Below are 11,091 nucleotides of genomic sequence, written 5' to 3'. Positions count from 1 at the left end.
GCGTTGATCCGAAGCGTTGATCCGAAGCGTTGATCCGAAGCGTTGATCCGAAGCGTTGATCCGAAGCGTTGATCCGAAGCGTTGATCCGAAGCGTTTGCCCCACGCCTTTTCACGCCTCGGCTTTTCCAGATATGCGCGTGCAGGGCAGGGGTGGGCTTTCCCTGGATGTCCAGAAATAGTATACCCCCCTATACTATGATTCCCCAGCCAGAGCGCCAGCCCGATGTCCCATACCCACCAGCAGAAGGATAAGCTCATTGCCCGCATCCGCCGCCTCAAGGGGCAGCTCGATGGGGTGGAGCGTGCCTTGCAGGCCGAGGCCGAATGCGCCGAGGTGCTGCGTCAGCTTGCCTCGATCCGCGGTGCTTTCAATGGCCTGACGATGGAGGTGCTGGAGGACCATTTGCGCGCGCATGTTCTGGAAGCGGAAACCGACGCCGCGCGTCAGCAGGGCGGCGATGAACTGCTGCAGGTGATGCGGGCCTATCTGAAGTAACCCGGCCGAAACAGCCGGGCTGAAGCAACCGGGGGCATATCCCGGTCAAGGAGCATGTCATGAGCGACAGCGCAGCCGGCGCGGCGATCCCTTCCGGTGCCGGGCACGATCACGTCTTTCTGGGGGGTGGCCACGCCCGCAATGAGCGCAAGGTCTGGCTGGTCATCGCACTGACCACTGCGATGATGGGGGTTGAGATCGTCGGCGGCACGATCTTCGGCTCCATGGCGCTGGTGGCGGATGGCTGGCACATGTCCACCCATGCGGCGGCGATGCTGGTCTCGGCCTTGGCCTATCTTTACGCCCGCCGCCATGCCCGCGATCCGCGTTTCACCTTTGGCACCGGCAAGCTGGGCGATCTGGCGGGCTTTGCCAGCGCCATCGGTCTGGCGCTGGTCGCGCTGCTGATCGGATGGGAAAGCGCGATGCGGCTGGTTGATCCGGTGCCGATCAGCTTTGGTCAGGCGATTGTGGTGGCCGTGGTCGGGCTTGCGGTCAACCTGATCAGCGCCTGGCTTTTGCGCGACGACCATCACCATCATCACGGGCATGACCATCACCAGGACCATCACGGGCAGGACAACAACCTGCGCGCGGCCTATCTGCATGTGATGGCGGATGCGTTGACCTCGGTTCTGGCCATTGTGGCGCTGATCTTCGGCTGGCTGAATGGCTGGGCCTGGGCCGATCCGCTGATGGGGATCGTGGGCGCCTTGGTCATTGCGCGCTGGTCCTGGGGGCTGATCCGCGACACTGGTGGTGTGCTGCTCGATCAGGCGTCCGAGGGCGGACATGTCGCCGATGAGGTGCGCGAGGCGCTGGCGTCAGAGCCCGTCACCATCACCGATCTGCATGTCTGGCAGGTGGGGCCCGGCCATCACGCCGCGATCATCGCGCTGGAGGCGCCAGAGCCGATGGAGCCCGAGGCTTATCGCAGGCTGCTGTCTGCCATCCACGACCTGTCGCATGTGACGGTCGAGGTCTCGCGATCACCCGCCTGACCTTTGGCGGCAAAGCAGGGCCAGATCGCGCCGCCAGTCCAAGCCTCCTTGCCGGATCTGGCCTTTTTTGGTCCGGCCGGTGCAGCCGGCCCGATCCTGTCTGACGATGCCCGTAAAGGGGCCGCTCTATCCTGGCGCGGCCCCTTTTCAGGTCACGCCGCGACTGGCTGGCGCTGTGCGGCCATCGCAGCCAGATCACGCAATAGGCGGCCTGTTTCGTCCCAGCCGATACAGCCATCGGTGATGCTCTGGCCATAGACCGGGGTCTTGCCCGCCACCAGATCCTGCTTGCCCGCCACCAGATTGCTTTCCAGCATCACGCCCCGGATATGACGGTCGCCAGCGGCGATCTGCGCGCCGATCCCGGCCACGACCTCGGCCTGACGGGCCGGATCCTTGCCGCTATTGGCATGGCTCGCATCCACCACGATGCCGGGATCGACCTTGGCTTTCTGCGCCGCTGCCACCAGCGCCGCGATATGGGCGGGGCTGTAATTCGGCCCGGCATGGCCGCCGCGCAGCACGACATGGCAGGCCTGATTGCCGGTGGTGGTGGCAATCGCCGCGCGCCCATCTGCGGTGACGGCGGGGAAGCTGTGCCGACCTGCGGCGGAACGGATCGCATCCAGCGCCACCTGCACCCCGCCATCGGTGCCGTTCTTGAACCCCACCGGGCAGGACAGGCCCGAGGCCAGCTGGCGGTGGATCTGGCTTTCGGTGGTGCGCGCGCCAATCGCGCCCCAGGCGATCAGATCGGCGAAATATTGCGGCAGGATCGGGTCAAGGAATTCGGTCGCGGCAGGCAGGCCCAAGCGGGTGATGTCCAGAAGCAGCTTGCGCGCCATCGGCAGGCCATCCTCGATCCGGTCGCTGCCATCGAGATGCGGATCGTTGATCAGCCCCTTCCAGCCCACCGTGGTGCGGGGCTTCTCAAAATAGACCCGCATCACAATCTCCAGCCGGTCGGACAGCGCACGGCGTTCCTCGGCCAGACGGGTGGCATGGTCCAGTGCGGCCTTGGGATCATGCACCGAACAGGGGCCGATGATGACCAGCAGCCGGTCGTCGCGCCCGGCCAAAATCTCGCGGATCGCCGCGCGGCTGGCCGCCACGATCTGCGAAATGACGGCATCGCGCGGCAGTCTGGCCGCCAGATCCGCCGGGGCAGGCAGGGCGCGCAGCGTGTCGATATGCAGGTTTTCGGTCTGGATCGGAGTGGTCATGATGCTTTCCTTTTGGGGGAGGGCAGGCAGGACCGGGGGCATCGTCAAACAAAAAGCCGCCGGTCAAACCAGCGGCTCGGGGTTTTCTATCGCGTGTTTCTCTTACACAGCAACCCGGTTCCGCTGGCGACAGCAGAACCAATAAAACGATGCGATGTAGAAGGTGTGATGCGACATGGCGAAATTGGTAGCGGGCGATTCCCGCCTTGTCACGCGGAAAATGCGGATCCGATCTTGCCACATCACCGGAGCGTGCGCCCGGATATCGCGCGGCCAGGGGGTATCCCCCATCCTCTGTCGCCCCCGCCGCGTCGGCACCAATTTTCCCGGGCCCAAAGTCTATAGACCCTGCCTGCTGGTGATCCGGGCTTTGCAGGAATGCTGGCACACAGCCTTGCTTAGCCGCCAAAATCTTTGCGCTAACCGAAGCTGAGGATTTGGCGTTAACATCCAGCCAGTGCCGGATAAGGCACGATTCCAACAAGGGAACGGGACATGGATATCACCTCGATCATCGCCCAACTTGTGGGGGGCGCGGCCGGCGGCACCGCCGGGGGTAAGGTTGTCAAGGACTCCGATCTTGGCGCGGCGGGCAATCTGATTGCGGGCGCGCTTGGCGGGCTTGCCGGTGGTGGCCTGCTTGGGGCGGTGATGGGGGCGGGTGCCGCACCCGCCGCCGGAGGGGCCGATATCGGTGCGATCCTGGGGCAATTGGTCGGCGGCGGTGTTGGCGGGCTGGTGGTTCAAGTGCTGGTCGGTCTGGTCAAGAACAAGCTCATGTCGAAATGACTGTGCGCGCCGGGAAGCCCTTCCCGGCGCGATCCATTTGGCCCGCGCGGGCAGCGCGTGTGGCAGGGCCGGATCGGGCAGGGCCTGGGCGGTGCAAAGGCCGGGCGACGGAAAGGCCGGGCGACGGAAAGGATTGCAGAATGGCATTCAATGGCTTGCGGCGCGCGCTTCTGGCCGCGCCCGCCTTGCTGATCTGGCCGCGTGGCGCGCAGGCCACGGCCGAGGCCGTGGGGACGACGCTTTCGGTGGCGGGCAAGGCTGTGCTGAGGCGCGGCGATGGCGCGGTTGCGCTGCGGGCCTCCGATCCGCTGGCGATGGGCGATCAGGTGCAGACCGGCGCGGATGGTCGGGCCGCACTGGAGCTGTTTCACCGCTCGCGCATCCATCTCGGGCCGGGCGCGGCTTTTGCCATCGATCGCTTTGTGATCGATCAGGGCGGGCAGATCACACTGGGGCAGGGCGCAATGGTCTTTGACCGTGCCGATGATCTGGCCCCGGTCGATCTGACGGTGAAGACCGGCTTTGCCCGCATCGGTGTGCGCGGCACGCGGTTCTTTGCCGGGCCAAGCAAGGGTGTCTTTGCGGTCTTCGTGCAGCGCGGCAAGGTGGAGTTGCGCGGCGGCGGGCAGCGTCGCAGCCTTGGCCCCGGCGAGGGCGCGGATTTCGCGCGCCTTGGTGGCCCACCGGGTGAGGTGGTGACATGGGGGGCCGCGCGGATTGAGGCGGCCTTTGCCTCGGTCGGCCTCAGGGTCTAGCGGGTTGGCATATTCAATCCGGTGTCCAGAGCCGCAGTGGGCCGAAGGACCGGATCTCGACCAGACCCAGATCGCGCAGGCCTGCATCGGGCAGGCGGCGCGCCAGTTCAGGCCCGATACAGATCATGGTGCCAAGCGCCTTGTTGGCCTCTTGCAACCGGGCGGCAAGGTTCACCGCATCGCCATGGGCGGTATAGTCGATCTTGCCCCCCGCGCCGACATCGCCCAGCACGGCCGCACCGCATTCCAGCCCGATCCGGGTGATCCCCAGCCCATGTGTCGCGGCAAAGGCGCGGGTTTCGCGTTGCAGCGCATGCGCGCAGGCCAGAGCCGCGCTTTCATGTCCGAGCTGATCCAGCGGCGCATTGAACAGGGCATGGATCGCATCGCCCACCAGCTTGTCGATCATGCCGCCATGGTCCAGCACGATACGACAGGTCAGGCTGAAATAGGCGTCGAGCGTGGCGACCAACTGTTCTGGCCCCATATGTCTGGTAGCAAGGCTGAACCCTTCGATATCGGTGAACAGCGCGGTCACCTCGCGCAGCTCCCCCTTCAGGCGCAACAGGTCTGGCTCGGCGGCGATGCGGCTGACAAGGGGGGCGGGCAAAAGCTGCCCCAGCCTTGCACGCAGCGCCTGCTCGGCACGGGCTGCCATTCGCGCGCGGATCAGCAATGCCGCGCCAAGCAGCGCCAGCAGCGCAAGGCCTGGCCAAAGCGGGTCGATCAGCCAGAGCCTTGATTTCCAAAGGACAAGTGCCGTGCCCCAGCCTGTAAGCACCATAGTCGCCGCCGCGATGGCGGCCTGCATCGGGCGGCGCCTGAGCGCGAGCCAGATCACGCAGGTGCCAAAGGCCAGCAATAACCCGGCCTCGATCCAAAGTGCCGTGGCCGGGCGGCGCGGCATCTGGCCCGACAGGATTGCGCCTGTCAGATCGGCCGCAATCTGCACCGAAGGGGTCAGCGGCCCGGCAGCCGTCGCGCGCAAGCCGCCACGCTCGGGCAAGGATGACCCGATGAGGATGACTTGCCCGGCCAGCCGGTCCAGCCCTTCGCCCTGCAGGATTTCCGTGGCCTCAATCTGCCGCGCGGCCTGTTCGTGCTCGGATGCGGGGGCAAGCCGCAGCAAGCCGTCCTCCAGCGACAGGGGCGCAAGCTGACCCACACGCAGCGCCTGCCCGGTCAGCAGGGGGGCCGATGCATCCTTTAGCGCCAGTTGCGCCAATGCCACCGGCAGGGTTGGATAGGCGCCATCCTCTATCCGCACCCCGGCTGCCGCATGGCGCAGCACACCGTCCGAGTCACCTGCCAGCGCCATGGAGCCAAGGCCGCGCGCGGCCTCGGCGATGCCCGGGCAGGGGGCCTCCATCCCCGTGGCAGGCCAGAGCCTTGCATCGTCGGCCACCGCCAGCGGCTGCGCGGCTGCGGGGGGCGGGGCGGGTTGATCCAGCAGCAGGAAGCCGGTGACGGTCGGCGCGTCACGCATGGCCTGCGTCACGGCCAAGGCCGCCGGGCCATCGCAATCGCCCGCAAACAGCATGTCGATGCCAAGCGCGCGGGGCTGTGCCGAGGCCACTTGCGCGATCAGCCGGGCCGAGGCCGCGCGATCCCAAGGTGCCCCGGTCTCATCCTGCGCACCGATATCGATGACCAGAACCTGCGCGCCCCCGGTGGAGGGCCAGGCCATCATCAAGCGGTCGAAATAGCGCGCCCGCGCTGAATCGGGCAGGATCAGCAGCCCGGATGCGGCGGCAAATGCCAGCAGCAGCAGGGGCCAGAGCTGCCAATGTTTTGGCCCGGTCAATCCTCTGGCTCCGCCAGATCGGCCAGCCGCGCGGCATCGCAATGCCAGACCGCGCCTTCGCGGCGGATCGCGCCCGCCTCTTGCAGCACTTGCAACGCGCGGTTCACCTTGGGGCGGCTGGCACCAAGCAGCGCCGCAAGCTCGCCCTGCGAGATATCAAGGCGCAGGGCGGCGCCGTCCGGCACATCGTCGGTTCCATGGATCTGGTGCAGCGTCAGCAGGAAGAACCGCGCCAGCCGCGCCTCCAGCCCGTAAAGCGCGATCCCCTCCAGCCGATCGGTGGTGTCGCGAAGCCTTTCGCAGAAATAGCGCGCAAGCCCCAGCATGAGCGCCGGATGCCCCTCGGCCAGTGCGAGAAACCGCGCGCGGTCCAGCCGCCAGCCATGGCCCGCCTGCACGGCTGTCGCCGCCGCCGACCGCGTTGCACCATCGACCAGCGCAAATTCGCCCAGACTGTCACCGCCCTCGGCATGACGCAGGATCAGTTCGCGCCCCTGCGGGGTCAGCAGCGTCAGCTTCACCCGGCCCGAGGCAAGAACCAACATCCAGTCGCCGGGATCGCCACGCTGGAACAGCACCGCCCCGGGCTGAAACCGCAATGGCTGTGCCAGGGCAGAAAGCCCTGCAAGCGCGGCCTCGGGCGCGTCGCCAAACATCGCAAAGCCGCGCCAGAAGCGCGGCGCAGGGGGGCCGGATTCTGAATGGGCCAGATCTGGCGGAACGGGATGCATGATCGGCCTTTCATCAGGCAGGGTCTTGAGGCCCTGCCAGAGTGCGGGAAAACCGCCCCGCCCGACAAGGCCGATCTGGCCTGTTCCGTTGGGAACAGCAGCGAATCCCTGCGCCGGGCATGGTGATCCCAGACAGCAAGCGGACCCGGACAGAACGCGGGCCCCGCCTTCAGCGCAAAGGGAGAATGGTCATGGTCGATTTCGTGGGCACCAATCGCGGCGATACCCTGACCGACGGGCTGATCTACATCTTCAATGACCGCTTCTCGGGCCTTGGCGGCAATGACCGCATCAGCACCTATATGGGCGATGACACGGTCTATGGCGGCGACGGCGATGATACCATCATTGACGGCCATATCTTCGGCCAGTCCGGCAATGACCTTTACTATGGTGACGCGGGCAATGACCTGTTTTATGGCGGTTTCGGTGCCGATACGATCGATGGTGGCGCGGGCATCGATACGGTGAACTATACCGGCGCCGAGGCTGGGGTGCAGGTCGACCTGACCCGCACCACCCAGACCGGCAGCATTGCACAGGGTGACCGGCTGTTCAGCATCGAGAATATCACCGGCTCGCACCATGCGGACCGGCTGACTGGCAATGCCTCCGCCAATATCCTGCTGGGGCGGGGCGGCGATGACCAGATCAATGGCGATGCCGGCAACGATCAGATCATGGGCGAGGTCGGCCATGACGTCTTGAATGGCGGCACCGGCAATGATGCAATCTATGGCGGTCTCGACAATGACCGGATCGCGGGTGAAGGCGGCAATGACCAGATCTATGGCGGCGAAGACCCGGATCGGATCTCGGGCGGGTCGGGCCATGATCTGATCTATGGCGGCACCGCGCGGGACGAGATCACCGGCGATGCGGGCAATGACACGCTCTCTGGCGATGCCGGCAATGATGTGCTGGATGGCGGCGATGGCGATGACCGCGTCGATGCCGGGGCGGGCGACGATCTGGTGACCGTGGGCCTTGGTGCCGATACGCTGATCGGCGGCAGCGGCACCGATACGATTGATTTCGGCTTCATCGCGGCTTTCACCCAAGGGGTGGGTGCCCTGCTGGAGATCGACATGAATGCGGGCGTCTTCGGGCTGACGAATTTTTCGGGGTTCGAGCGCATGATCGGCAGCCCCAACAACGATCATATCATCGGCACCGGCGCAGGCGATGGGTTGCAGGGTGAGGAGGGCCAGGATCTGGTGCAGGGCGGGGCAGGCAATGACCGTCTGTTCGGCGGCATCGGCCATGACAGCCTGGAGGGCGGCGCGGGCCGCGACACCATGGATGGCGGCTCGGGCAATGATCTGCTGATCGGCGGGGCCGAGAATGACGATTTGCAGGGCGGTGCGGGCGATGACCGGCTGGAAGGCGGCGCGGGTGCCGATCTGTTGACCGGGGGGGCGGGGGCGGATCGCTTTGTCTTTGCCCGCGCCAGCGACAGCCCCAATCAGCCCGGTGGCTTTGACCGGATCACCGATTTCACCCGGGGCAGCGACCGGATCGATCTGTCGCAGATCGACGCCAATCTTTCGCTGAAGGGCGATCAGGCCTTCAATTTCGTGGCCGTCGGCAATGGCGCGGGCACGGTGCGGGCCGAGCAGGGCAATGGCAAGACCACGATCCTGGTGAATATCGATGGCGATGGCGGCCCGGATCTGGTGATCCAGCTCGATCGCGCGCTCAACCTGACCGCCGCCGATTTCATCCTGTGATCTGCGACAGGCTGTGATCTGTGAGGCCCGTGATTTGTGGAGCCCGTGATTTGTCGAGCCTGTGATCCAGCACTGGCCCCAACTCACGCGCGCCCCGCAAGGGCCGGGGGGCTACCGCTCTGCCGTCTCGGGCAGCCATTTCGCCAGCCGGTGCCGCATCCGCCGATGCCAGAGCGGCGGCACCAGCGCCACGGCCGATGCCACGGGCAGCGACCATGGCAGCCAGGGCGCATCATCCGGTTCCGGCAGGCGCAAGGCGGGGTAGGGGCGGTTCGGGTGGGCATGATGGTCGGAATGGCGCGGCGCATTCAGCATCACCCCGGAGGAAAACCAATGCGGTGCGTTCCAGCTATGCCGGTCATTCACCGGCTCATGGCGGCCATTGGGTAGAAGGGCGCGGCGCAGCCCGTAATGCTGCACATAATCCGACAGCATCAATTGCGCGGTGGCATAGGCGGCCAGCGCCAGCCAGACCAGAGCACCCGCCCATCCGGCCAGCAGCCCGCCAAGGGCAAGGCAGAAAACTTGACCGGTGACATAGGCGACATAGGGATGCAGCGCGCGTGCCTTTCTGGCGCGCAACTCGTTTTCGGCCCCAAACCCCGCGCGGAAACTGCCGAAATAGGCGCGCGGCAAAAAACGGTAGAAATTTTCCCCGGCGCGGGCCGAGTTCGGGTCCAGATCGGTCGCCACATGGCGATGATGCACCAGCCGATGCGCCGAAGCGTGATGGCCGTTCAGCATCGTCACATAGACCGCGACGCCCAGCCGATACAGATTGCGCGATCCGCGATGGATCAGCTCATGCGCTGCGGGGTTCGACACCTGCCCGAAGAACTGCCCAAAGCCCATGAACAGCAGAATGCGCGCCAGTGGCGACAGCCCGCTGTCGCCTGCAATCGCCCAGACCGCCAGCGGAAAGGCGATCAGATGCCCCAGACCGATCACGACCAGCAGCGCATCCGCCGCCGGGAACTCTGCCCCTTCCGGCGCATCGGGGGCGGTGAGGCGGATCAGATGATCCAGCGCCGCCGTCAGCACAGCCATATAAAGCAGCCCGGGCAGCACCCATGCGCTGCCCAGGTAAACCCCGCCCGCCAGCAGGATCAACGGCGTGATCGCGGCTGCCGCAAAAAGCGGCATCGGTTTCAAAGGCAGGCTGCGGCGGAACGGGCGCTTCATGACGGGTGTTTGACCGGATACAGAGGCAAAAACAGGGCGGCAGGCTGCGGGATCCGTGCCATAAGTCGCAGTATCGGCCAAACTGCGGGGGACGCAACGCCCCTGTTGCCGCAGGCAGTTGTGCCAAAGGGGCCTGCGGGCCTTCCATCCCGGGCCTTTAGGCCTTAGGTGGAAAGGGATCTCTCTCGCCGGGTGGCCGCATGTCCTTTTTCAAAAAGCTGAAAGACCGGATGTTCCGGTCCTCCGACAAGATCGCAGGATCGCTGGATGCGCTGGTCGAGACCGAGCGCGCGCAGGGGGGCGATGCCGCCCCCGAGGCGGTGGCCGAGGCCGCGCCCGGGGCAAGGCCCGGCCTTGTCGGACGCCTGTTCGGGGCCGGGGTCGACGAGCCGCGCCGTGTGCTTGACGATGCCATGCTCGAAAGCCTTGAGGAATTGCTGATCGAGGCCGATATGGGCGTCGATACCGCGATGCGGGTGGCCGCGAATATCGCCGAAGGCCGCATGGGCCGCCGCATCAGCGCGACCGAGCTGAAACAGGCCCTGGCCACCGAGGTGGCCCGCATCATGGAGCCGGTGGCGCGGCCGCTGCCGATCTATGCCAAACGCCCGCAGGTGGTGCTGGTGGTGGGCGTGAACGGCTCCGGCAAGACCACGACCATCGGCAAGCTGGCCTCGCAATTCAAGGCCGCGGGCAAATCGGTGGTGATTGCGGCGGGCGACACCTTCCGCGCCGCTGCGGTGGAACAGTTGCAGATCTGGGGCAGCCGCGCCGGTGTGCCGGTGCTGACCGCGCCCGAAGGATCAGACCCCGCCAGCCTCGCCTTCGATGCGCTGACCCGGGCGCAGGAAAGCGGCGCAGACCTTTTGCTGATCGACACCGCAGGCCGGTTGCAAAACCGCGCCGATCTGATGGAGGAATTGGCCAAGATCGTCCGCGTCATCCGCAAGAAGGACGAGACCGCACCGCATAATACCCTGCTGGTGCTGGATGCGACCACCGGCCAGAACGCCGTCGCGCAGGTGGAGATCTTCCGCAAGATCGCCGATGTCTCGGGCCTGGTGATGACCAAGCTCGATGGCACCGCCAAGGGCGGTGTGCTGGTCAGCCTTGCCGACAAGTTCGGCCTGCCGATCCATGCCATTGGCGTGGGCGAACAGATCGACGACCTGTCGCCCTTCGACCCCGAAGATTTCGCCCGCGCCCTTGTCGGTCTGCCCGACTGACAACCTGACGGACTGCTCCCGAACCACCGCCGCCCGAAAGCCCCAACCCCCGTGCCATATTCTGCCCAAAAATATCCTCGGGGGGAGGCCCGGCAGGGCCGCGGGGGGCAGATAGCCCCCCGATCTGGCCGCCGCGGATCCGATGCCTTTTGG

General features: G+C 66.1%; 10 protein-coding genes. 6 read left to right on the top strand and 4 right to left on the bottom strand.

Annotated elements, in window-relative coordinates; translation table 11 throughout:
• Window positions 1-224: 224 nt before the first annotated feature.
• Together GBJ34_RS15620 and dmeF are read left to right on the top strand one after the other, a co-directional pair.
• Entirely contained in the window at window positions 225-497 is a 273-nt protein-coding gene (locus GBJ34_RS15620) for a metal/formaldehyde-sensitive transcriptional repressor (RefSeq protein ID WP_151720131.1), read from the top strand.
• A gap of 59 nt (window positions 498-556) precedes the next feature.
• The gene (gene dmeF / locus GBJ34_RS15615; protein ID WP_151720130.1) at window positions 557-1,498 is read left to right on the top strand and encodes a CDF family Co(II)/Ni(II) efflux transporter DmeF; all 942 of its coding nucleotides are present in this window, start codon (window positions 557-559) and stop codon (window positions 1,496-1,498) included.
• A 152-nt stretch (window positions 1,499-1,650) separates the two neighbouring features.
• Here the strand turns inward: dmeF and GBJ34_RS15610 are convergent, their stop codons facing one another.
• Window positions 1,651-2,721 carry a 3-deoxy-7-phosphoheptulonate synthase gene (locus tag GBJ34_RS15610; protein WP_151720129.1) on the bottom strand — a complete coding sequence of 357 codons (1,071 nt, stop codon included), beginning with the start codon at window positions 2,719-2,721 and terminating at the stop codon, window positions 1,651-1,653.
• A 495-nt stretch (window positions 2,722-3,216) separates the two neighbouring features.
• Here GBJ34_RS15610 and GBJ34_RS15605 point away from each other — a divergent pair, with 495 nt between their 5' ends.
• Entirely contained in the window at window positions 3,217-3,510 is a 294-nt protein-coding gene (locus tag GBJ34_RS15605; protein WP_151720128.1) for a hypothetical protein, read from the top strand.
• A gap of 140 nt (window positions 3,511-3,650) precedes the next feature.
• On the top strand, window positions 3,651-4,265 hold the full coding sequence (locus GBJ34_RS15600) for a FecR family protein (protein WP_192931247.1): 615 nt from the start codon (window positions 3,651-3,653) through the stop codon (window positions 4,263-4,265).
• A 13-nt stretch (window positions 4,266-4,278) separates the two neighbouring features.
• Here GBJ34_RS15600 and GBJ34_RS15595 read toward each other — a convergent pair whose 3' ends face one another.
• Window positions 4,279-6,069, bottom strand: coding sequence for a CHASE2 domain-containing protein (locus tag GBJ34_RS15595; RefSeq protein ID WP_151720126.1), 1,791 nt, complete (start codon window positions 6,067-6,069; stop codon window positions 4,279-4,281).
• On the bottom strand, window positions 6,066-6,800 hold the full coding sequence (locus tag GBJ34_RS15590) for a Crp/Fnr family transcriptional regulator (RefSeq protein WP_151720125.1): 735 nt from the start codon (window positions 6,798-6,800) through the stop codon (window positions 6,066-6,068). Before GBJ34_RS15590 ends, GBJ34_RS15595 begins: the two co-directional genes overlap by 4 nt.
• Before the next feature lie 191 nt (window positions 6,801-6,991).
• Between GBJ34_RS15590 and GBJ34_RS15585 the strand changes: the two genes are divergently transcribed.
• Window positions 6,992-8,530 carry a calcium-binding protein gene (locus GBJ34_RS15585; protein ID WP_192931246.1) on the top strand — a complete coding sequence of 513 codons (1,539 nt, stop codon included), beginning with the start codon at window positions 6,992-6,994 and terminating at the stop codon, window positions 8,528-8,530.
• Between the two features lie 111 nt (window positions 8,531-8,641).
• On the opposite strand, the gene GBJ34_RS15580 is transcribed toward GBJ34_RS15585, so the two are convergent.
• Window positions 8,642-9,712: an alkane 1-monooxygenase gene (locus GBJ34_RS15580; protein WP_226341221.1), complete on the bottom strand. Its 1,071-nt coding sequence runs from the start codon at window positions 9,710-9,712 to the stop codon at window positions 8,642-8,644.
• 200 nt (window positions 9,713-9,912) lie between these two features.
• Here GBJ34_RS15580 and ftsY point away from each other — a divergent pair, with 200 nt between their 5' ends.
• Window positions 9,913-10,938 (top strand): signal recognition particle-docking protein FtsY, encoded by a 1,026-nt coding sequence (ftsY, locus tag GBJ34_RS15575; protein ID WP_151720123.1) that lies wholly within the window; start codon window positions 9,913-9,915, stop codon window positions 10,936-10,938.
• Window positions 10,939-11,091: the final 153 nt, after the last annotated feature.

The sequence above is a fragment of the Gemmobacter serpentinus genome, assembly GCF_008973825.1.
GTDB lineage: Bacteria > Pseudomonadota > Alphaproteobacteria > Rhodobacterales > Rhodobacteraceae > Gemmobacter > Gemmobacter serpentinus.
This window is presented reverse-complemented; position numbering and strand designations above follow the sequence as displayed.

Coding starts and splice junctions, on each gene's coding strand:
- GBJ34_RS15620 (WP_151720131.1), top strand. CDS start 225: ATGTCCCATACCCACCAGCAGAAGGATAAGCTCATTGCCCGCATCCGC.
- dmeF (WP_151720130.1), top strand. CDS start 557: ATGAGCGACAGCGCAGCCGGCGCGGCGATCCCTTCCGGTGCCGGGCAC.
- GBJ34_RS15610 (WP_151720129.1), bottom strand. CDS start 2,721: ATGACCACTCCGATCCAGACCGAAAACCTGCATATCGACACGCTGCGC.
- GBJ34_RS15605 (WP_151720128.1), top strand. CDS start 3,217: ATGGATATCACCTCGATCATCGCCCAACTTGTGGGGGGCGCGGCCGGC.
- GBJ34_RS15600 (WP_192931247.1), top strand. CDS start 3,651: ATGGCATTCAATGGCTTGCGGCGCGCGCTTCTGGCCGCGCCCGCCTTG.
- GBJ34_RS15590 (WP_151720125.1), bottom strand. CDS start 6,800: ATGCATCCCGTTCCGCCAGATCTGGCCCATTCAGAATCCGGCCCCCCT.
- GBJ34_RS15585 (WP_192931246.1), top strand. CDS start 6,992: ATGGTCGATTTCGTGGGCACCAATCGCGGCGATACCCTGACCGACGGG.
- GBJ34_RS15580 (WP_226341221.1), bottom strand. CDS start 9,712: ATGAAGCGCCCGTTCCGCCGCAGCCTGCCTTTGAAACCGATGCCGCTT.
- ftsY (WP_151720123.1), top strand. CDS start 9,913: ATGTCCTTTTTCAAAAAGCTGAAAGACCGGATGTTCCGGTCCTCCGAC.